The sequence below is a fragment of the Flavobacterium sp. WC2421 genome, from assembly GCF_040822115.1.
Taxonomy (GTDB): Bacteria; Bacteroidota; Bacteroidia; order Flavobacteriales; family Flavobacteriaceae; genus Flavobacterium.
The window spans coordinates 564,165-587,327 of the sequence record NZ_CP162004.1 but is presented as its reverse complement, the minus strand read 5'-3'; the positions used below and the strand labels follow the sequence as shown (position 1 = coordinate 587,327).

Annotated in this window: 17 protein-coding genes; 4 read left to right on the top strand and 13 right to left on the bottom strand. The window is 33.4% G+C overall.

Going from position 1 to position 23,163, the window contains the following annotated elements; all coding sequences use genetic code 11:
* Window positions 1-67: 67 nt before the first annotated feature.
* From AB3G33_RS02505 to AB3G33_RS02495, 3 genes are all read right to left on the bottom strand, one after another.
* On the bottom strand, window positions 68-2,701 hold the full coding sequence (locus tag AB3G33_RS02505; RefSeq protein WP_367772359.1) for a glucosidase: 2,634 nt from the start codon (window positions 2,699-2,701) through the stop codon (window positions 68-70).
* A 321-nt stretch (window positions 2,702-3,022) separates the two neighbouring features.
* The gene (locus AB3G33_RS02500; RefSeq protein ID WP_367755662.1) at window positions 3,023-3,853 is read right to left on the bottom strand and encodes a mechanosensitive ion channel family protein; all 831 of its coding nucleotides are present in this window, start codon (window positions 3,851-3,853) and stop codon (window positions 3,023-3,025) included.
* 328 nt (window positions 3,854-4,181) lie between these two features.
* Window positions 4,182-6,593, bottom strand: a complete 2,412-nt coding sequence (locus tag AB3G33_RS02495) for an RND family transporter (protein ID WP_367772357.1) — start codon at window positions 6,591-6,593, stop codon at window positions 4,182-4,184.
* Window positions 6,594-6,796: 203 nt separating this feature from the next.
* On the opposite strand from AB3G33_RS02495, the gene AB3G33_RS02490 reads away from it, so the two are divergent.
* Window positions 6,797-9,073 (top strand): cation:proton antiporter, encoded by a 2,277-nt coding sequence (locus AB3G33_RS02490; protein WP_367772356.1) that lies wholly within the window; start codon window positions 6,797-6,799, stop codon window positions 9,071-9,073.
* Window positions 9,074-9,077: 4 nt separating this feature from the next.
* On the opposite strand, the gene AB3G33_RS02485 is transcribed toward AB3G33_RS02490, so the two are convergent.
* The 4 genes from AB3G33_RS02485 to AB3G33_RS02470 all read right to left on the bottom strand — a co-directional run bounded on the left by AB3G33_RS02485 (window position 9,078) and on the right by AB3G33_RS02470 (window position 13,881).
* Window positions 9,078-11,576, bottom strand: coding sequence for a DUF5686 family protein (locus AB3G33_RS02485; protein WP_367772354.1), 2,499 nt, complete (start codon window positions 11,574-11,576; stop codon window positions 9,078-9,080).
* Window positions 11,577-11,692: 116 nt separating this feature from the next.
* Window positions 11,693-12,256, bottom strand: a complete 564-nt coding sequence (gene frr / locus AB3G33_RS02480; RefSeq protein WP_367772352.1) for a ribosome recycling factor — start codon at window positions 12,254-12,256, stop codon at window positions 11,693-11,695.
* Window positions 12,257-12,324: 68 nt separating this feature from the next.
* Window positions 12,325-13,032, bottom strand: a complete 708-nt coding sequence (pyrH, locus tag AB3G33_RS02475; protein ID WP_367772350.1) for a UMP kinase — start codon at window positions 13,030-13,032, stop codon at window positions 12,325-12,327.
* A gap of 69 nt (window positions 13,033-13,101) precedes the next feature.
* Entirely contained in the window at window positions 13,102-13,881 is a 780-nt protein-coding gene (locus tag AB3G33_RS02470; RefSeq protein WP_367755650.1) for a patatin-like phospholipase family protein, read from the bottom strand.
* 105 nt (window positions 13,882-13,986) lie between these two features.
* Between AB3G33_RS02470 and AB3G33_RS02465 the strand changes: the two genes are divergently transcribed.
* The gene (locus AB3G33_RS02465; protein WP_367755648.1) at window positions 13,987-14,595 is read left to right on the top strand and encodes a thioredoxin family protein; all 609 of its coding nucleotides are present in this window, start codon (window positions 13,987-13,989) and stop codon (window positions 14,593-14,595) included.
* A gap of 579 nt (window positions 14,596-15,174) precedes the next feature.
* Here AB3G33_RS02465 and truB read toward each other — a convergent pair.
* From truB to AB3G33_RS02445, 4 genes are read right to left on the bottom strand one after another with little or no spacing between them, the layout of a single operon-like run.
* Window positions 15,175-15,867: a tRNA pseudouridine(55) synthase TruB gene (gene truB, locus AB3G33_RS02460; RefSeq protein ID WP_367772348.1), complete on the bottom strand. Its 693-nt coding sequence runs from the start codon at window positions 15,865-15,867 to the stop codon at window positions 15,175-15,177.
* The gene (locus tag AB3G33_RS02455; RefSeq protein ID WP_367755644.1) at window positions 15,867-16,652 is read right to left on the bottom strand and encodes an undecaprenyl-diphosphate phosphatase; all 786 of its coding nucleotides are present in this window, start codon (window positions 16,650-16,652) and stop codon (window positions 15,867-15,869) included. The genes truB and AB3G33_RS02455 overlap by 1 nt, the downstream gene beginning before the upstream one ends.
* A complete protein-coding gene (locus AB3G33_RS02450; protein ID WP_367772346.1) occupies window positions 16,653-16,895 on the bottom strand; it encodes a DUF3098 domain-containing protein in 243 nt (80 codons plus the stop codon).
* 23 nt (window positions 16,896-16,918) lie between these two features.
* Entirely contained in the window at window positions 16,919-17,794 is an 876-nt protein-coding gene (locus AB3G33_RS02445) for a cell division protein FtsX (RefSeq protein ID WP_367755641.1), read from the bottom strand.
* Between the two features lie 166 nt (window positions 17,795-17,960).
* Between AB3G33_RS02445 and leuS the strand changes: the two genes are divergently transcribed.
* A complete protein-coding gene (gene leuS, locus AB3G33_RS02440) occupies window positions 17,961-20,840 on the top strand; it encodes a leucine--tRNA ligase (RefSeq protein ID WP_367772344.1) in 2,880 nt (959 codons plus the stop codon).
* Window positions 20,841-21,014: 174 nt separating this feature from the next.
* A complete protein-coding gene (locus tag AB3G33_RS02435) occupies window positions 21,015-21,704 on the top strand; it encodes a zinc metallopeptidase (protein WP_367755637.1) in 690 nt (229 codons plus the stop codon).
* 66 nt (window positions 21,705-21,770) lie between these two features.
* On the opposite strand, the gene AB3G33_RS02430 is transcribed toward AB3G33_RS02435, so the two are convergent.
* Together AB3G33_RS02430 and AB3G33_RS02425 are read right to left on the bottom strand one after the other, a co-directional pair.
* Window positions 21,771-22,241 carry an Lrp/AsnC family transcriptional regulator gene (locus tag AB3G33_RS02430; RefSeq protein WP_367755635.1) on the bottom strand — a complete coding sequence of 157 codons (471 nt, stop codon included), beginning with the start codon at window positions 22,239-22,241 and terminating at the stop codon, window positions 21,771-21,773.
* 162 nt (window positions 22,242-22,403) lie between these two features.
* On the bottom strand, window positions 22,404-23,153 hold the full coding sequence (locus AB3G33_RS02425; protein WP_367755633.1) for a uroporphyrinogen-III synthase: 750 nt from the start codon (window positions 23,151-23,153) through the stop codon (window positions 22,404-22,406).
* Window positions 23,154-23,163 lie beyond the last annotated feature (10 nt).

Here is a 23,163-nt window from a genome sequence, read left to right as displayed (position 1 = left end):
TATTGTATATAAAAAATCCCGCCTTTGTAGACGGGAAGTTTAATATAACTTAACTGTAAAGATAATTTTATTTGTTATTCTCCATATCCATTATTAAATTGGCAATTAGAGCGGTCCATCCTGTTTGGTGAGAGGCACCAAGCCCTTTACCACTATCTCCATCAAAAAACTCATAAAACATATGTTCGTTTCTGAAATGTTCGTCCTTAGCAAAATGATTTTCAGAGTCATCAGAATGGTATTGGAATTTACCTTCAGCATCTCGTTCAAAAAGTTTAATTAATCTTTTTGTTAATTCATTCGCAATTTCGTTTAAGTTCAGTTTGTTTTTTGAGCCTGTTGGAAATTCATATACATAAGTAGGTCCATAAAAAGTATAGTATTTACGCAATGATTGGATGATCATATAATTCAAAGGCATCCATATAGGACCACGCCAGTTTGAATTTCCTCCAAACATTCCTGAACGACTTTCGCCAGGTTCGTATTGAATTTTATGATGTCCTTTATTTCCAAATTCAAAAGGATGTTCTTCATGGTATTTAGATAGCGAACGAATCCCATAATCAGATAGGAACTCTTTTTCATCCAGTAAGCGCACTAGAAGATGTTCTAATCTAAAACCGCGCATAATGGAGAATAGAAAATTACCATCTTTATTGGCAGTCTCTAAATTTGAAATTAAGGATGCTAAATCGGGTCGTGTTCTTATTATTTCATTTGCTCTTTTTTGAAAGTCTTTTAATCCTTCAAATAATTCTTTATTCATGATTTCGACAGCAAACATTGGAATAACACCCACTAAAGAACGTACTTTTAAACGTTCAGCACTTCCATCAGACATTTCGACAACATCATAATAAAAATTGTCTTGGTCATCCCAAAGTGAAATATCTTTTTTCCCAATATGGTGCATTGCCCAAGCGATATTTAAAAAATGCCTGAAAAACTTAGCCGATATTTCTTCGTAAATTTTGTTGGTTTTCGCTAATTCCAGTGACATGCGCAACATGTTTAAAGAGAACATTGCCATCCAACTCGTGGCATCTGCCTGTTGCATTTTTTTAATTCCCTCCGGCATGTGGTTACGGTCAAAAACACCAATGTTGTCCAAACCTAAAAACCCTCCTTCAAATAAATCAGTACCAGTAGTGTCTTTTTGGTTCACCCACCACGTAAAATTGATGAGGAGTTTTTGAAATGCTTTTTCTAGAAATTCAGTATCAGCTTTGCCAGTGCGTTTTTTGTCTTTGTCATAAACAGTCCAAACCGCCCAGGAGTGAACCGGCGGATTTACATCACTAAAATTCCATTCATATGCTGGAATTTGACCATTGGGATGCATGTAGCTTTCTTGCAATACTAATAACAATTGTTGTTTAGCAAAATAAGGATCTATTTCTACAAATGCTGCCATGTGAAAAGCAAGGTCCCAAGCTGCATACCAAGGATATTCCCATTTGTCAGGCATGGATATTACATGACGATTAGTAAGATGTTGCCAGTTAAAATTGCGTGAGTCCTTTCTTCTATAGGTTGTTGATGTTTCGTCAACACCACCAAAAAGCCACTTGTGAACATCATAATAATAGAATTGCTTCGTCCATAATAAACCTGAAAAAGCACTCTTAGCAATTGCTTGCTGGGCTTTAGGGATGTCTTTATTTATGATTTCGTTATAGAACGTTTCACATTCCTTTTTTCTTTGCTCAAATTGAGCGTCAAAATCGACCCAAGGATTTTCTAATGCTACATTGCTTAGGCGTATTTTAATGCTTTTTTCTTCGCCAGCTTTTAATTCTAATTGATGCCAAATAGCAGCTTTAGTACCGTGTTTTTTTGGATTGACAGTTGGCTCGCCATTGATGACATAGTTGTTAATACCATCCTTTACATAATCATAATCATTAGGCGAGTTGTAAATGCGCTCGTTATTGGTTTCGTTTTCACAGAATAATTGTTTGCCTTTATTATGATATAAGTAGTAGTCGTCATTTCTAGTACTTTTTGATAAAATGGTACCATCGGATACCGATTCCAACTTAGGTCGTGGATGCCTGTTATTGTGTTTCCAGAAATTACGAAACCATAGATGTGGAAGTACATGAATTTCAGCGGTATCTTTTCCTCGATTGACTACAGTAACTTTCATCAAGATATCATCAATACCGGCTTTTGCATATTCGATATAACAATCAAAATAAGCATTGTCTTTAAAAGCATCAGTATCTAATAGTTCAAATTCTGATTCTTCTCTATTCCTATGACTGTTGATTCTTATTATTTCCTCATACGGAAATTCGTTTTGCGGGTATTTGTAGAGGTATTTGTTGTAAGAGTGTGTAGGAGTGGAAACTTGATGAAAATAAAGTTCTTTAACATCTTCTCCGTGATTTCCTTGATTATTAGTAAGGCCAAATAGGCGTTCTTTTAAAATTGGATCTTTTCCATTCCAAAAAACGGGAGCCAAGCATAAAATCTCACGAGAGTCGCAAAAACCGCCAATACCTTCTTCCCCCCATCGATACGCATTACTACGTGCTTTGTCGTGGTTGATAAATTCCCATGCATCTCCGTTATCGCTATAATCTTCGCGAACGGTTCCCCATTGTCTTTCGGCTAAATAAGGCCCCCATTTTTTCCAGTTTCTATAGTTATCAGAAACGGCTAATTTTTCAGCCTCAGAAATTTTATGAGTCATATATCGTTGTGTAATAGTTAATTTTAGATTTAAACCTAAACAGCTGGATTATTTAAAATATTCTAGTGCTGTTTTTTTCGTTAAAAAAATACTGGTAAAAATAAGATTTATTTTTTATAAGTAGGTGAGCAATTAAGTACTATTGCTTAATTGTAGTTATTGTCAGGATTCTTTTGGTTTCTCGTAAAAAAATATAATATTAATTGACTAACTCACATTGAAATTTATGGCGTAGTTTATAAAAAAATACTTCCATCATGAAAGACGGAAGTATTGATTGCTTTATAAAGACTAAGGATTGTGTAGTCAATTATAGTCAAATTAATTATTATTGTGAACGTGAACATCCATTTGGGGGAAAGGAATATTAAGTTTATAGTCGGCAAATTTCGTATATACTTTTTCATTCATCTCAAAAAACACATTCCAATAATCAGGGCCATCCACCCATACTCTTACGGTGAAATTAACAGAGCTGTCAGCAAGAGCTGCAAGACCTATAAAAGGAGCAGGATCTTTCAAAATTCTAGTGTCTTCGGTAATAAAATCATTCATTGCTCTCTTGAAATTTTCAATGTCATCTCCATAAGCTATTCCAAAAGTCCAATCCACTCTTCGTAGCGGTTCCGCAGAAAAATTAGTAAGTGGTCCTGTTGAAAGGGGCCCATTAGGGATGATTACTAATTTCTTGTCAGGTGTGTTCAGCATCGTAGCAAAAATGCTAATTTCTTTTACAGTACCTACATAGCCTTGGGCTTCGATAAAATCTCCAATTTTAAAGGGTTTTAAAATCAAAATAATTACTCCTCCTGCAAAATTTTGAAGTGTTCCTGATAGGGCCATTCCAATTGCCAAACCAGCCGCACCAATGATAGCGACAAAGGAAGTCATTTGGATTCCGATCATTCCCATTACTGTAATGGCAACTAATACTTTTAATATGATGTTTGTTAAACTTCTTAAAAAAGGGACGAGAGATTGGTCGATTTTTGATTTCCCTAATGATTTTCCAACACTTTTAGTGATTATTTTGGTAACCCATAGCCCGACTAAAAGGACTAGTATACCACCTATTAACTTGGGTGCATATTCAAAACCAAAATCTGTTATTTTTTCAAGGTAATTGTTTACAACCGTAACTTGTTGTTCCATTTTCATTCTTTTTTATTTTTCTACTCATTAGGCTTTTCGATTTCGCCCCGTTTATTTTAGTGGTTGCCGGGCTCCACTTTTAGGATTGATACTCTTTTGTTGAGTCTACTAAGTTTATTAAAAGTATAGGTAAATCTCATTTTAAATAAAATTTCGAACTCAATCTTTATTGATTGAGACTAGCTCAATTTAAAAAGCATGTATTTTCAAATATACATATTTTAAAATAAATCGTAATAAATACTGGGGTGGAGCAAAAAAAATCCCGTCTTTTAAGACAGGATTTTTTTAAGTGTATAGTTAAAAACAAGGTTATAAAAAGAAGAGTTTATTTGTCTAAATTTTCATCTTCTTCCTCCATGTTACTTAAAACGTCAATTTTTGGTTCGATAAATTCTTGTTTGTTGGCCAATGATTTGTTCAAAGTCAATACCAAACAAGGCAATAACATTAAGTTAGATAACATTCCAAATGCCAATGTAATTGCAACCAAGCCACCTAAAGCGACTGTACCTCCAAAATCAGATAGCATAAATACCGAGAATCCAGCAAATAAAACTACTGATGTATAAAACATACTAATTCCAGCTTCTTTTAGTGTCGCAAAAACCGATTTTTTTATCTTCCAGTTATTTCTAGTTAATTCTTGACGGTATTGAGCTAAGAAATGAATGGTATCATCTACTGAAAGTCCAAAAGCAATACTAAAGACCAGAATCGTTGAAGGTTTTAACGGTATTCCAAAATAACCCATCAACCCAGCTGTAATCATTAATGGTAGTAAATTAGGAATTAATGAAATAACGACCATTTTGAAGGAACGAAACATAAAAATCATTAATAAAGAAATTAACAACACTGCAAATAGTAAGGAGCTCACTAAGTTATCTAAAAGGTATTTTGTTCCTTTTTCAAAAACCAATGCTTTTCCCGTCATCACGACTTTGTAGCGGTCTTTAGGAAATATTTTATTCGCTTTATCCCAAAGTTTAGTTTCGATTTTCGCCATGTTTCCAGTACCAATGTCCCTCATGAATGTGGTAATTCGAGCTACTTGACCCGTGCTGTCTACATAGCTTTTCATCAAGTTGTTTTTTGAGTTTTTTGTTGCATTTTTAGCATAACTCAAGATGAAACTTTGTTCTTGTGAACTTGGCAAGTCATAATATTCAGGATTCCCATTGTAGTAGGCTTGTTTCGAATATTTAACCAAATTAAGAATGGAAATAGGTTTTGAAAGTTCTGGAATTTCCTCAATTGTTTTTTGAAAATCATCCATTTTTCTCAAAGTGGACAGTTTCATAACTCCTTTTTTTCGTTTCGTATCTATGGTTATCTCAAGAGGCATTATTCCTTCGAATTCTTTTTCGAAAAAAAGAATGTCTTTATAGAATCCAGTATTTTTAGGCATGTCTTCAATCAAACTCCCCGACGTTTTTATTTTAAAAGCGCCTATGGTGCTTACTAAAAATAAAAAGATTGCCACAACATAAACGTAACGTCTGTTGTATTTTACTGTTTTTTCGATCCAATTCATAAAAACACGAGTGTAATTTCGACTCAAATGTTCTAAATGTTTAGCTTTTGGAACGGGTTGATAGCTATAATAAATAGGGATTACAATAAGACATAGGAAAAACAAGGAAATAATACTCAAAGAAGAAATGATACCAAATTCTTTTAGTAACTCACTATTTGTTATAACAAACGTAGCAAAACCAGCTGCTGTAGTTAAGTTAGTCATCAAGGTTGCCGTTCCCACTTTGGTAATTACGCGTTGTAATGCTCTTGCTTTATTTCCATGAGAGCTGTATTCCTGTTGGTACTTATTCGTCAAGAAAATACAGTTTGGAATACCAATGACAATAACTAATGATGGAACAAGTGCTGTTAATACGGTAATTTCATAATGAAATAATCCAAGGAGTCCAAAGGTCCACATCACACCAACAATAACAATAACAATTGATATTAATGTTGCTCTGAACGAACGGAAAAAGAAAAAGAAAATTAGTGAGGTAACTAGAAGAGATGCTCCAATAAATAAACTAATTTCGTCCGTTATACTTTTGGCATTCAATGTTCGGATATATGGCATACCAGAAACTCTTAAATCGATGCCGGTTTCCTTTTCAAACGCTTCTATTTTTGGAATAAAATCATTTAAAATATAATCTTTTCTGTGTGGTGTGTTGACTATTTTCTTATCTAAATAAATGGCTGAACGGATAGTTCCGTTTTTTTTATTAAAAAGCAACCCTTCATAAAAAGGCATGTTTTGAAATAAATCTTTCTGAATTGATTTAAGATATTCTGGGCTTGTAATTTTCTTTTGATCTACAAACGGAACTAATTCAAAGGACTGAATAGAGTCGTTTTTTTGAAGCTTTTTTAAGTCACTTACTGAAACAACTAAATCTACTTCTTTATTTGATTTAAAATCTGCCATTAATTTATCCCAAGCCGCAAAGGCTTTTGGAGTAAAAAAGGCATCGTCTTTTACACCGACAACAATTAAATTTCCCTCTTCGCCAAACTTTTCTAAAAACGCATTATATTCTGTATTTATAATGTTGTTGTCGGGAAGTAAGTTCGCTTCTGTAAATGAAAAACGAATATTTTTCCATTGCAAGGCTAAAAAGACGGTCATTAAAAGAATAACACCGAGTATAAAGAGTCTGTTTTTAAGTACGATTCGAGCAATGAATTCCCAAAAACCTACTTTTAATTTCTTTTTCATAAATGTATTAAAAATGGGTGCAAATGTAGTGAAAACCGCAGTAAAAGAATAAGTTTATTTAAATCTTTTTAAATGTAACATCCTATTTTTAAAGTTATTTCTTTCCTTTTTTTTCTTTGCAAAAAATTAATTTTCGTCTTGTAAATCATATGGTAGAATTTTACATCTTTGTGTGATTTTAAGAACGAAAATGGTACTGTAAAATGGATTTAAAAAAATACAAAAACAGCTTATTTTATTTAGGTGTAACTGGAGGGTTTTCAGCTTTGATTTATTGGATAATTAAAAGAGGAAAAGAGCTAGAAAAAATACAAAGTCTAGTTGCTCCAAATGAAAAACACAGTTCTTGGAATGACTTCATTGTTTCTATGAAACATAATTTTCAGGATCCTTTAGCAATTCTTTTGGCCCAGATTGTAATGATCATTCTTGTAGCGCGACTTTTTGGATGGGTTTTTAAAAAAATTGGACAACCTACAGTAATTGGGGAAATTATCGCAGGTATCGTTTTGGGCCCCTCATTAGTAGGAATGTATTTTCCAGAATTTTCTGCAGCACTATTTCCAGAAGCTTCATTAGGGAATTTAAAGTTTTTAAGTCAAATAGGGTTGATACTTTTTATGTTTGTAATTGGTATGGAGCTTGATATTAAAGTGTTAAAAAACAAAGCCAGTGAAGCGGTTGTAATTAGTCATGCCAGTATTGTTATTCCATTTGCTTTAGGAATTGGCTTATCTTATTTTGTATATAATAAATTTGCTCCTCAAGGAGTAGAATTCTTGTCTTTCAGTCTGTTCATGGGAATTGCGATGAGCATTACTGCATTTCCGGTTTTGGCTCGAATTGTTCAAGAAAGAGAAATTCATAAAACAAAACTTGGAGCCATAGTCATAACTTGTGCTGCTGCAGATGATATTACGGCTTGGTGTTTACTTGCAGTAGTTATTGCCATAGTTAAAGCTGGGGACTTTGTAGGTTCATTATATGTAATTTCTCTTGCAGCGGTTTATGTGATTGTTATGATTTTTATTGTAAAACCTTTCTTGAAAAGGATAGGAGATTTATACAGTTCAAAAGATAATATTGGGAAACCTGTAATGGCTATTTTCTTTCTTTTTTTAATTCTGTCGTCGTATGCAACTGAGGTTATTGGAATTCATGCCCTTTTTGGTGCGTTTATGATGGGTTCTATTATGCCTGATGCTGCTAAATTTCGAATGATTTTTATTGATAAAGTAGAGGATGTTGCGGTGATTCTTTTACTGCCTCTGTTTTTTGTTTTCACAGGTCTAAAAACCGAAGTAGGCTTAATCAATGATCCTTATTTATGGAAGGTTACTGGAGCGATTATTCTAGTTGCTGTTGTCGGGAAATTTTTAGGAAGTGCATTAGCTGCAAAATTTGTGGGCCAAAACTGGAAAGACAGTTTGACTATTGGAGCACTGATGAATACAAGAGGGTTGATGGAGTTGATTGTTTTAAATATTGGATTGGAATTAAAAGTGTTAACTCCAGAAGTATTTACAATGATGGTTATCATGGCTTTAGTGACTACTTTTATGACTGGACCAGCATTAGATCTAATTGATTTTCTTTTTAAGAGTAAAAATGTTTCTGAAGAAGAGGAGCTGATTCTTCACACTAAATACCGAATTCTGATTTCTTTTGGGAATAATGAAAAAGGAAAATCACTTTTGCGATTAGCTAACAGTTTAACCAAAAAACAAAAAAACAGTTCTTCAATTACGGCACTACATTTATCGTTAAGCGATGAGTTGCATTCTTTTAACATGGAAGATAAGGAGAGAAATAGTTTTGTACCTATTTTTGAGGAATCAGAGCAATTAAATTTGGAAATTAATACCATATTTAAGGTGACTAATGATATAGAAACTGAAATTGCTGATGTAGCCAATCAAGGAGACTATGATTTACTATTGGTAGGTTTAGGTAAATCTATTTTTGAAGGAACCTTATTAGGAAAAGTAGTTGGGTTTACCTCCAGGATTATAAATCCGGATCGCCTGCTAGATAAATTCACGGGTAAAGAAGGCTTGTTTGAAAACTCTCCTTTTGATGAAAGAACCAGACAGATTGTTTCAAAAACAAGAATGCCTTTGGGGATTCTGATTGATAAAGAGTTTCAGGATATTGATCAAGTTTTTATTCCAATTTTCAGATCCGAAGATTCCTTTTTAATTGATTATGCTCAAAAATTAATAAAGAATAACAATTCAAAAATCACAATTTTAGATGTTAATGGCCATGTACAAAATAATTTTGTACTTCAAAGTGCCGTGCATTCTTTAGAACAAAAACATACAAATAACCTTGAGGTATTAATTGAAAGAACGGTTAGTTTAGCGTTTTTAGCCAAACAGGATTTAATGTTAATTAGTCTAGAAAGTTGGAAAACATTATTAGACTCTGATCATGATTGGTTGATTGGGGTACCTTCGGTATTAATTATTAAACCGTAGTTTTTTAAAGACCTAAATTCAGCACGAAGCTTAGTTTTATGGCAATATTATCTTCAAATTTAGGAAGCTGGTTGGGCCCATAACGATAAAATGCAGTTAAGCCAAGCCCATTAAATATTTGGTTGAGTTCTATGCCTGACTCAAAATATCCTTTGTTTAGTGTTTTATAGTCTAAACCAACATGTTGCTCAGGTTTTTGTAAGTTCCCCCATGCCATTCTAGAAACTAGAACTAATGAGGGTCTGACTTTTTTAAACAATTTCACTCTGTTAAAACCATGTTTGAATTGAAAATAAACAAATTCATTCGAGAAAAACTCATTGAAATACATGGTTTCAAAACTATTTTTACCTGCAAAAGTAATTCGTTGCATAATAGTTTCTTTAGTAATGTTGTTAGGGGATGTGTTGTATAAATGCGTTATAGGTACATCTCCCATGGCATATCCTGCTTCCAGAAGTAAATTTGTTTTTTGACCATTCAGATATTTTTTTTCGAATTCTGTTTTGAAATCAATCTTACTAAATTCAAAATCATTTCCCCATATTTTCGGTAAAGCTTGCGTGTATTGAAAAGTGAATTTAGGAAAACGTTTTTCGATTTCAATTCTACCGGTAGGGGTTTGCATGTAATCACTAAATGGATTCCATTGCAAGGAAACCATAGCTGTAGTCATTACATATTGAGTATATAAATTGCTGTTTAAATTATAAACATAATTGAATTTTGGTTCCACAACCGAATGTGATATTTCCCATATACTTTCGGTTTTAGGAAGGAGGTTTGTTTCTAAAAAAGTTTTCCAGCTCACATAATTGTAAAAAGTACTAATATTAATTGGTCTGGGATCATAGAGTTTAAAAGGTCTTTTCTCAATAGAATAAGAAGTGCTAGCAATTTCTTTTACATCATCAGTATAGGACGCACCAATCCACGAATTCGACGATTTATCAACACGCGTAGCCATTCCTATTTTATATTTAAAATTTCCATCTTTAGTTCCATAAGCAGAGTAACCTTCTATTCTGAATTTTTTAGAAAACTGTTCGTTAGTTATGCCTCCAAACCCCAATCGGAATCCTTCGTAGTTGTTATAGCTAATTATTTTTCGCAAATCCATATCAAAAAAACCAAGTGGCAGGTACCCATTAATGATTTTTCGACCAAAACGGAGGCGACTTTCAATCCGCTTTTTTATTACAATACTATCTAAAGCTAAATATGTTTTTTGGCTTCGAATGTCTAAACTGTCTTTTCTGTAATTTTCCCAAAAAGTTTCAGGTCTATGAATTGCTTCGTCATTGATCTCAACGGCTATAAAAGGCTTCGTAATAGTAATAGGAACATTGTATTTAATGTCAAAATTATTAGTATTTGAAATTAAGTACGTATAGTCTGAAGCTACTTTTTTTCTAGCTTTGGAATCTTTCTCGTCATCACCATTAAATTGAATGGTTCCTCCCAGGATTTTTATATCATCGTCGTTTTTTCCTTTTACAATTTTAAAAGTTTTACGAATGGGAAACCATATATTTTCTTCAGGAATATATTGAAATTCATGGATACCACTAATATCAAGAACTCCTTTTATACGCATAATGGCTTTAGATATGGCAAAACTATTTTGGTCAACGTACAATACGCCTTCAAGTCCAGTAGCTTTACTTCTTTTTTTATTTTTAAAATAAACCACGTAGGATTGTCGACCATTTATAGCTACAGTATCTAATAGTCTATAATTATAATCTAGTAATGCATCAGTTGCTATTGGACTGTTGTATTTAGTTTCAAATAGTTCATAGCTATTGTCGTAGATAGAAAAAGATTGCAGGTTGAAAGCAAGGATTTCATAAATTGGGTGTTTGAAACCAGCCATTTTTGTGCCTAAAACCGTTTCTTTTAGTGTATTGTTATTAAATTGTAATTGTGATACTTTTTCGGTTTGAAAAAGGTGTTGTTTATTTATTAGTTCTTTAAATTTATAATTGGATGAATCGATTTTAGTAAATTCTTTCCCAATTGATTTTTGTACAAAAACAGAGTCTAATTTTCCCGAAATGGAATCAGGATTTGCTGTCACAACTAGTTTGTTGTAAGATTTAAATTCAAAGCTGCTTAGTTTTTCTTGGGGATTATTGTTTCTTTTATTGGCAATGACTTTTCTTATAATGGCTAGTGCAGGGTTTTCGTAACCTATAATTACTTCACTGAGGTCATTTGCTTTTTGCAAAAGTGAGATTGCATAGTATTTTTTATCTTTTACAATTGCAACCGAAGTTTTTAAATACCCAATATAAGAAACGGTAAAACTACTAATTTCTTTTTTCGATGAAATGCTAAATTTGCCATCTACATCCGAAATGAAATTGATTCCGTCATTAGTTGTAATAGTAGCAAAAGGCAAAGGTTTGTTTGTTGAAAAGTCTTTTACAATTCCATTTGCTTGAAATTGCGCATGAAGTGATATGCTAATAAAGAAAAAAAGAAAACAAATTTGCCTCATAAAAACGGTTTATTTAAAAACGGATATTATCCTTTTTTATTAGAGCAAAAGTAGTAATAAAAAATCCGTCTTATTTCTAGAAACAAGACGGATTTAATTTTTAATATTAGGTAAGCTTATACCTTCATGATTTCAGCTTCTTTTGTTACAAGAAGTTCGTCTACTTTTCTTATGAAACTATTAGTGATGTTTTGAACCTCTTCTTCAGCACTTTTACAAATGTCTTCTGATGTTCCGTCTTTTTCTAATTTTTTAATATCTGTATTTGCATCTTTACGAGCATTTCTAATACCAATTTTTGCATCTTCAGCCTCTACTTTGGCTTGTTTAGCTAGATCACGTCTTCTATCTTCTGTTAAAGGCGGAACGCTAATAATGATTAAATCACCATTATTCATTGGGTTAAAGCCTATGTTAGCAATCATAATTGCTTTTTCAATGGTATGCAACATGTTTTTTTCAAAAGGCTGCAGTGTAATTGTTCGTGCATCAGGCACACTGATTTTTGACACTTGAGAAAGTGGCGTTGCTGATCCATAATAATCAACAAAAACACTTCCAAGCATTGCTGGAGATGCTTTTCCAGCACGGATATTCAAAAATTCTTTTTCTAAATGAGCAATAGAACCCGTCATGGATTCTTTGGCACTATCTAATATAAATTCAATTTCTTCAGTCATTTTTTTAGGTTTTGGGATTCAAGTTTTAACATTTAGATTTTCTAAAAGTAAAATGTCGAACCATTAACTTATATATTTACTTCGGTTCCTATGTTTTCGCCTTCACAGATTTTTTCCAGATTCCCGCTTTTGTTCATGTCAAAAATTACAATTGGTAATTTATTTTCTTGACTTAAAGTGAAAGCTGTCGAATCCATTACATTTAACCCTTTTTTAATTACATCAACAAAAGAGATAGTGTCAAATTTTACTGCTGAAGGGTTTTTTTCAGGATCTGAATCATAAACACCATCCACACGTGTTCCTTTTAGGATTACGTCGGCATGAATTTCTACACCGCGAAGTACAGCAGCGGTATCAGTTGTAAAATAAGGGTTTCCAGTTCCTGCACCAAAAATTACAATTCTACCTTTCTCTAAATGGCGTACTGCTCTTCTTTTGATATAAGGTTCTGCAATAGCTTCAATTTTCAATGCTGTTTGTAAACGAGTAAGCATTCCTTTATCTTCTAATGCGCCTTGTAACGCCATTCCGTTAATTACAGTAGCAAGCATTCCCATATAATCACCTTGAACTCTATCCATTCCGTTACTGGCTCCAGCAACTCCTCTAAAAATATTTCCACCACCAATTACAATGGCAATTTCCACTCCTTTATCGTGAATCTTTTTGATTTCTTCAGCATATTCAGCAAGTCTTACAGGATCAATTCCGTATTGTCTATCTCCCATTAATGCTTCGCCACTTAATTTCAGAAGAATTCTTTTATATTTCATGTGTTTGTTGAGTTATTTGGTGCAAATATAGTCATATACTTTTTTTTTTGAAATACTGTGGCTTAAATTTTATAAATTAAGTTTCTCGTAAGAACTTTTTGCAGCTTCATATCCTATGTTGAAAATAGTATCCATTTTTATTTTATTCATTTCAAATGTACTATGCAGGCTTAATTCCTCGGGCTCTATGACCCAATCACAGTTGTTGAATTTATGAACATTTGAATTTGCCGAAAGGATATCAAAAGCCCTTGTAGTAACAGCTTTTATCGAATGAAGGTCACTAGCTACGATTTTTTGAATAGGACTCACATAAACACCTATGATGGTTTCGCACTGCCCTTGTAAAATGTCTGAAGGAAAATGATTCAATATACCGCCATCGCTATACGGCTCTCCCTTGATGATGTAAGGTGATATTATTCCTGGAAATGCAGATGATGCTAAAATGGCATCAATAATTTTTGTTTCTGGTTCAAAAATTTTCAACCTTCCTTTTACCATATCAGTTGCAGTAATCTGAATTGGAATTTTCATATCTCCAATAGCGGCGTCCTCGAAGATGGTTTGAAAATCAGATTTAAAAGATTCTGAGTCTATGAAACCGGGCTTTGTAAAAGTTAAGTGTCGCCAATGAAATAAGTATATTGATTTGAAAAATTCTAGTATTTCTTCGGGTGTTTTGCCCCAAGCGTATAATGCCCCTACGATAGATCCTGCGCTTGTACCTGCTATGCGATTAGGTCGAATGTTTTTTTCTTCCAAAAATTTAATAACGCCAGCATGTGCTAATCCTTTTGATCCGCCTCCAGAAAGGACAAGACCAAGTGATTGTGTTTTTAAATTCATTCTTTTTTTATTTGATATAAAAATACACTTTTTGCCTTCTAAAAAAGGTTTATTGTATTATTTATAACAAGTAAATTATGGTAACTTTACGTAAACAAAAGAATTATGAAATCCACAATAGCTAAAGCATTATTTAATAGTCATTCTTATTTAGAATATAGAAAGTTAGTTACTGATTTATTACGAGAAGAAAAATCTACAGGTAATGAGCAATCCAAAGAATTGACACATTATAGTATTTTGAATGAAACTCGAATGAATCGATTAGAAAAAACATTGAAAATACCAACAGAAGTTTCGATTAAATTAAAAGAATTAAAAGGAGAATACCTTTGGTTGGTTATATCCGAAGGTTGGTGCGGTGATGCAGCACAATTGCTTCCTATTTTTGATAAAATGGCAGTAGCTTCCGAAGGGAACGTTGAGCTAAGAATCGTTTTGCGTGATGAAAATGAAGAGTTAATGAATTTGTTTTTAACTAATAAAGCAAAAGCAATTCCAAAATTAATTTTGATAAATAGAGAAACGGGTTCGGCACTTGCGCATTGGGGGCCAAGGCCTAAGGGTGCCACGGATTTAATCGCTAATTATAAAAAAGAACATGGAGCAATAGACGAAACTGCTAAAGCTGATTTGCAATTGTGGTATTTGCATGATAAGGGATTATCTACTCAATCTGAAATTATTGATATGATGATAGATTTAGATCAATAAGATTTTTGAAAGCAATACTTGCTGTTTTATTTTGGAAAAAAAATTATTAAATGAAAGTTAACGACACTTTTGTGATGGTATTAAAAGTAAAAACAAAGTTTTGTGGGTTGAAAATAAGCTTAAAATAATGTAGAATAGGATCTATTTTTTATTTTTTACAAAGTAATTTTTCTCACACTACTTGAAAACAGTAGCTTGATCATTTTTTTATTATGAATTAAAGCACAAGAACTTACACACCATTTTAGGGTAATAATTAACTTTATTTTTTTTGTGTTTTAATAAAAAATTCGTATTTTGGCCAGTGCCAACCCAGGTCTATTATTTGATTTACTTTTTTTATTGGTGTTTAAATATTGTATCACAATTTAAAAAACATCCTTATGAAAAAGCTATTTGAAAGGTTTTATGATTATTTGTCAACTTTACTTTTTGGTGGAGAAAATATAACTAATTATTAAACCAATGGTGAAAGCCATTTAGACAAAAAAAGTATGGAATAAAAGTACTTTACTTTTAAGAAAAACACATCGCAAATTCTTTTATGTATTTGTCATGTGTTTTTGCTTTTTATAGCATTTAGGATTCTAAGCTTTCTTCAAATAAAGTGACATCTATAGCATCATCCACATTATAATCACCAATTTTCGTTCTTCTTAAAGCGGTCAAGTGAGAGCCAGATTTCATAGCATAACCAAAATCAAAAGCCAAGGAACGTATGTAAGTTCCTTTACTACATACTACTCTAAAATCAATTTCAGGAAGCGCAATTCGAGTAATTTCAAATTCGTGTATAGTCGTTTTTCTTGAGGCGATTTCAATTGTTTCTCCAGCACGAGCATGTTCATATAAGCGAACTCCGTCTTTTTTTATAGCCGAATAAATGGGTGGTTTTTGGTCAATCTCCCCAAGGAACTGTTTTACAGTTTCGTGAATTAAAGCCTCGTCAATATGTTCTATTGGGAAAGTGGCGTCAACTTCAGTTTCTAAGTCGTAAGATGGAGTAGTAGCTCCTATAAAGAATGTTCCAGTATATTCTTTGGCTTGACCTTGAAGTTCCGTAATTCGTTTGGTGAATTTTCCGGTGCATACTAATAATAATCCAGTTGCTAACGGATCTAAAGTGCCTGCATGACCAATTTTGAATTTTTTTGGAAGACCTAGTTTGTTGATTAGAGCATATTTTAATTTATTCACCGCCTGAAAAGAACTCCATGTCAAGGGTTTGTCAATCAATAAAATTTGTCCGTTTAAGTAGTCTTCTTCAGTCATTAAATAATTGTCAAGGGATGTATGAAATAATGGATAATCAATAAAATAATTCCGGCTGCTATTCTATAGTAGCCAAATATTTTAAATCCTTTTTTGCTTAAAAAATCAATAAAACTTTTTATAGCCAAAAGTGCTACTATAAAAGCAATAACATTCCCAATGATTAGTAAATTAATTTGATCGTGACTTAGTACAAAGCCAGCTTTATAATAATCATAGCATTTTTTTGCAGTAGCTCCTAGCATTGTTGGAACAGCTAAAAAGAACGAAAATTCAGCTGCTGATGTACGAGCAAGTTTTTGTGACATTCCACCTACAATACTTGCTCCAGAGCGTGAAACTCCAGGAACCATCGCTAAGCATTGGAAAAACCCAATTTTTAATGCTCGCATATAAGTGATTTCGGTATCTTCAGAATTGTTGAACCAATCGTCCACTTTTAAAAGAACGATTCCTCCAATCAAAAGGGAGATAGCAACAGTCAGTGGACTTTCTAATAATTCATCTATTTTGTCGCTTAATAGTAGTCCTAAAACTACTGCAGGTATAAAAGCAACTAGAAGTTTAAAATAAAAATCAAAAGTTTGAAAAAAGCGTTTGAAATACAAAACTACTACTGAAAGAATTGCTCCCAACTGGATGACAATAGTAAAAAGTTTAGTAAAGTCATCATGAGCAATCCCGAAAAAGGAAGAAGCGATAATCATGTGTCCTGTAGAAGAAACGGGCAAAAACTCCGTAATTCCCTCAATTATGGCAAGAACAATAGCTTGTAATGTATTCATTTATGCTTTTTTTGGATTTTTTAATATGGCATAAACAGTAATTCCAAAACCAATTAAAACGGTTGTTGGCGCTAGACGGATTCTTCTAAAATCAAAAATTGCTTCGCTGAACACATTTGGATCGTCACTTCCACCACCTGACATTAGTATGAATCCAAGTGTAATTACTCCAATTCCAATTAATAGAATTTTGTAGTTTATATTTTCAAAAAGGAATTCGTGTTTTGGGCTGTTATCTTTCATGCTGTTTTTTTAAATTCTAAAAATTAATAAAGGTCGTCTGTTCTTAAGTTTAAGAAACGTTGTGTTGCAAAATGGGTACTTAGCCAAGTAATTAAAATACCAATTCCTAAAACGCCTAATAAAACAAGTGCGATAAGTACTTTATTATCTAGAATTCCAAGATCTGGAAAACTTGTTTCTACATAAATCAATACACCAATTAATGATAAAATGGCTAGTACTGCACCTATCATACCTAGTTTAATGCTACGCATCACAAATGGTTTTCTAATAAATGATTTTGTAGCTCCTACCATTTGCATGGTTTTGATGATAAAACGATTAGAATGAATCGAAAGGCGTAATGAACTATTGATTAGTAATACAGCAATAAAAGTCAAGAATCCGCTGATTATTAAAATCCACATACTCACTTTTTTAATATTGTCATTAACAAGATTCACTAACTGCTTGTCGTAAACAATATCAGAAATCATAGGATTTTTTCGCAGTTTGGCTTCAATTTTTGCAATGCTATCTTTCTCTACATAATCCGCTTTAAGGTGAATGTCATACGAGTTTTGTAAAGGATTTTCACCTAGGAATGTCATGAAATCTTCTCCAATTATATCCGTATGTTGCTTTGCCGCTTGCTCTTTGGTTACATAAACAGTTGTTTTTGCATAAGGTGCTTTTTTCAGTTCACCTCCAAAAGATTTTAGGATACTGTCATTAGCTTCATTTTTAAAGAAGACCGTCATGGCGATTTTTTCTTTAAAATCATTGGCTAATTTTTGAGAATTTATAATGAACAATCCTAAAATCCCCAATAGAAATAAAACCAAGAATACACTTAGCACTACCGAAAAATAAGAGGAAATTAACCTGCGTTTTTGAAATTTATCAAATGAAGAACTCATAGTTTACTTTAATTATGGGGTAAAAATAATAAAGAATTTCTTTATTTGAAGTTAATAACGTCCAAAGTTTCAACTTTCGTACAATAAACGTAAATTTGGCACCTGAAAAGATTCATAATAACAAAAAAATAGAACTCAGTTACTTTGTAACTCAGTAATTCCTAGTATGAAATACAATCCGAACGAAATAGAAGCCAAGTGGCAAAAGTATTGGGCAGAAAATCAAACATTTGCCGCTTCAAATAATTCTGTAAAACCAAAGCATTATGTTTTAGACATGTTCCCTTATCCATCTGGTGCAGGATTACACGTAGGGCATCCCTTAGGTTATATTGCCTCTGACGTATATTCAAGATACAAAAGACATCAAGGTTTTAATGTGTTGCACCCAATGGGTTATGATAGTTTTGGATTACCAGCGGAACAATATGCAATTCAAACGGGTCAACGTCCAGAAGATACGACTCGCGTTAATATTGACGGTGGTTTTGATAAAGAAGGAAACCAAATTGCAGGTTACAGAAAACAATTGGATAAAATAGGTTTTTCATTCGATTGGAGTCGTGAAGTGCGAACTTCAAATCCGGATTATTACAAACATACCCAGTGGATTTTTATCCAATTATTTAATTCTTGGTACAATAAAAACTCAGATAAAGCGGAAGATATTTCGACTTTGGTTGCTATATTCGAAAAAGAAGGAAATGCAACTGTCAATGCCGTTTGTGATGATAAAATTGTTCCTTTTTCTGGAAGTGAATGGAATGCTTTTTCAAAAGAAGAACAAGAAAAAATCCTATTACAATATAGATTAACTTATTTAGCAGAAACCGAAGTAAACTGGTGTCCAGGATTAGGAACAGTTCTAGCTAATGACGAAATTGTAAATGGTGTTTCGGAACGTGGTGGGTTTACTGTGGTGCGAAAGAAAATGACACAATGGAGCATGCGTATTTCAGCTTATGCGGAACGTTTGTTGCAAGGATTAAATGATATTGATTGGAGCGAAAGCATCAAGGAAAGCCAGCGCAACTGGATCGGAAAATCAATAGGTGCGATGGTTACTTTCAAAGTAATTGCAGGAGACAAGAGCCAAGAAGAAAAAGGGATTGAAGTTTTTACAACGCGTCCTGATACTATTTTTGGAGTAACGTTTATGACATTAGCTCCAGAACATCCTTTGGTTCAAGAAATCACAACTACAGAATATTTAGATAAAGTAAACGATTATATAGTAGCATCATCAAAACGTTCTGAAAGAGAGCGTATGGCGGATGTGAAAACCATTTCGGGTGTGTTCACTGGTGCCTATGCAGAGCATCCATTTACCAAAGAACCAGTTCCAGTATGGATTGGGGATTACGTTCTAGCAGGATATGGAACCGGAGCTGTAATGGCCGTTCCTTGCGGAGACGAAAGAGATTATGCTTTTGCGAATTTCTTCAAAGGGCAAAGCGGAATGTTGCCAATCAAAAATATTTTTGCAAATGTTGATATTTCAGAAGTGGCCTATGGATCCAAAGACAATGTGATTATTGCCAATTCTGATTTTTTAGACGGGTTGACGTATAAGGAAGGGACTAAAAAAGCAATTGAAGCCTTAGAAAAATTAAATCAAGGATACGGAAAAATCAATTACCGCTTGCGTGATGCCGTTTTCTCTCGTCAGCGTTATTGGGGAGAACCTTTTCCAGTTTATTATGTAAATGGCTTGCCGCAAATGATTGATGCGCAACATTTGCCTATTGTTTTGCCAGAAGTAGAGAAATATTTGCCAACGGAGGACGGCTTGCCGCCTTTAGGAAATGCTTTAGTGTGGGCTTGGGATACAACAACAAATAAAGTAGTCAATACGGATTTAGTAGATCATAAAACGATATTTCCATTAGAATTGAACACCATGCCAGGTTGGGCAGGAAGTTCATTTTACTGGATGCGTTATATGGATGCACACAATGAAAAGGAGTTTGCAAGCAAAGAAGCCTTGGCGTATTGGGAAAGCGTTGATTTATATATTGGCGGAAGCGAACATGCAACAGGACATTTATTGTATTCTCGTTTTTGGAATAAATTTTTAAAAGACAAAGGTTTTGCACCTACCGAAGAACCATTCAAAAAACTGATCAATCAGGGAATGATTTTGGGAACAAGTGCGTTTGTTTATAGAGTGGAGGGAACGAATACCTTTGTTTCTAAAAATAAAATCGAAGGACAAAATGTGCAACCAATCCATGCAGATGTTTCAATGGTTAATTCTTCAGATGAATTAGATGTTGAAAAATTCAAAGCTTGGAGAGAAGATTATAAAGATGCTGAATTCATTTGTGATGAAAACGGTAAGTACATTGTAGGTCGCGAAGTAGAGAAAATGTCTAAATCGAAATACAACGTCGTGACTCCGGATGATATTTGTAATGAATATGGTGCGGATACTTTGCGCTTGTACGAAATGTTCTTAGGACCGCTTGAACAAGCTAAGCCTTGGAATACTGCAGGAATTTCGGGAGTTTTTGGTTTCTTGAAAAAATTGTGTCGTTTGTATTTTGATGAGCACAACATGATTGTTACTGATGAAGCACCAACAAAAGACAACTTAAAAACCTTGCACAAAACCATTAAGAAAGTAGCAGATGATATTGAGAATTTCTCTTTCAACACTTCGGTTTCTCAATTTATGATTTGTGTGAATGAATTGTCTACTCAAGGATGTCATTCTCGTGCGATTCTAGAACCATTAGCAATTGTAATTTCGCCTTATGCGCCGCATATTGGGGAGGAATTATGGTCATTATTAGGAAATACAGGTTCTATTGCTACGGTTCCTTTTCCTGTTTTCGAGCCGAAACATTTAGTAGAATCAGAAAAAGAATATCCCGTTTCTTTCAATGGGAAAATGCGTTTCACAATCGTATTACCTTTAGATTTAACTAAGGAGCAAATTGAAGAAATCGTTATGAAAGACGAAAGAACAATAAAGCAATTAGAAGGGAGAACGCCAAACAAGGTGATTATTGTTCCGGGTAAAATTATTAATTTGGTTGGGTAAATTATTATTACGTTACATAAATTGATTGTATATCAAAATCCAAATTCCACATCTGCTGGAATTTGGATTTTTTTATTTAGATTTTATTTAACGGATGTCAAATTGACATTCTTTAAATTTGGTTCAGATTTTGCTATTTCATTAGTAAATTTATAAAAACTAAAACACTAAAATATGGGAATGGGTTATTTAATTCTTGCGGGAGCTATTATGCTTTTCAGCTGGTTAGTAAGTTCAAGACTAAAGAGTAAATTTGAACAATATTCAAAATTGCATTTGCAAAACGGAATGTCAGGTGCTGAGATTGCTGAGAAAATGCTAGCTGATAACGGAATTCGTGATGTGAGAGTAATATCGGTTTCGGGTCGTTTAACAGATCATTACAACCCGATGGATAAAACAGTGAATCTAAGCGAAGCAGTTTACAATCAGCGCAATGCCGCTGCGGCAGCTGTTGCTGCTCACGAATGTGGGCATGCGGTACAACATGCTGTAGGATATCAATGGTTAACCATGCGCTCTAAATTGGTTCCATTTGTAAATGTGGCATCAAGCTATATGCAGTGGATTTTACTAGGAGGGATTTTAATGATGAAAACCTTTCCACAATTATTATTGGTTGGAATCGTATTGTTTGCGGCAACCACTGTATTTTCGATAATTACATTGCCAGTTGAGTATGATGCGAGTAATAGAGCTTTAGCTTGGTTGGAGAACAAACGAATGCTTACACAACAAGAACAAGCAGGGGCAAAAGATGCGTTAAAATGGGCTGCGAGAACGTATGTGGTAGCAGCTTTAGGTTCTATTGCAACTTTATTATATTATGTCTCCATTTATATGGGAGGAAGTAGAAGGAATTAATGTCTTTCTCGAAAATAAAAAAAGCGCCTTGTTTATTAAACAAGGCGCTTTTTGCTGTAATTTAATTTAAAGTTGAATCTGTCTGTCGATTTGTTGGTCAAGGGAGATGAAGGTTTCTGTTCTTGAAACCCCTTCGATAGCTTGAATTTTAGTATTTAATAATTGCATTAAGTGTTCGTTATCTCTGCAAATCATTTTTATTAGTATGGACCAGTTTCCTGTCGTGTAATGACATTCTAGTACTTCGGGAATTTTTTTTAAATCTTTTACGGCTTCTGGATTGCGTGCCGCTTTATCAAGGTATATTCCGACAAAGGCCATAGTGTTATATCCTAATATTTTGTGGTTCACTGTAAATTTAGAACCAGATATTACACCAGACTGCTCTAATTTTCGCAATCGTTGATGAATGGCTGCTCCTGAAATCCCAATTTTATTAGCGATTTGAAGAATGGGTTTGCGGGCGTCATTCATTAAATCTCTAAGAATCTCTTTGTCTATACCGTCTATTTCAACTTGAAGGGAATTTATTTTCATAAGTTTAATTTTAGAACCAAAAAATGATTTTTAGTTATAATTGTAAATCAAAATTAAATAAAAAAAGAATATGTTTCGTGTTAGCTCGGTTTTAATTTAAAATTTAAAATGCAAAAAGCCGCAAATATAGCGGCTTTTTGTAGTATGTAAAATAAAAGTATCTTATTTTCCTTTGTTGGCTTCGATGATGTACTTTTCTAAGGCCATTGTCATGGAAGGGGTATCAGGTGTAGGAGCAAGAATATCAATTCTTAATCCGTGATCCAAAGCTTCTTTTTGAGTTGTGCTACCAAAAACAGCAATTCTTGTGTTGTTTTGCTCGAAGCTTGGAAAGTTTTTATATAATGATTTAATTCCTGTTGGACTAAAAAAGGCCAATACATCATAATAAACATCAGCAAGATCAGATAAGTCACTCATTACCGTTTTGTAAAAAACAGCTTGAGTCCAATCCACTTTTAAATTGTTTAAAGTGATAGGCGCGTCAGCATTCAATTGATCAGAAGCAGGTAGTAAAAACTTTTCGTCTTTATATTTTTTAATCAATGGAGATAAATCTGCGAAATCTTTAGGTCCAACATAAATTTTACGTTTTCTATAAACGACATATTTTTGTAGGTAAAAAGCAACGGCTTCTGATTGACAAAAATATTTCAATCCTTCAGGTACCTTGTAACGCATTTCATCAGCAACTCTGAAAAAATGATCAACCGCATTTCTACTAGTTAAAATAATTGCAGTATAATGATTGAGATCGATTTTTTGAAGTCTAATCTCTTTGGCATTAACTCCTTCTATATGGATAAAAGGTCTGAAATCAATTTTAACTTTATGCTTTTGTTGGAGTTCAAAGTAAGGAGAATTCTCTACTTTAGGCTCGGGTTGTGACACCAAAATTGTTTTCACTTTCATATATTAACGT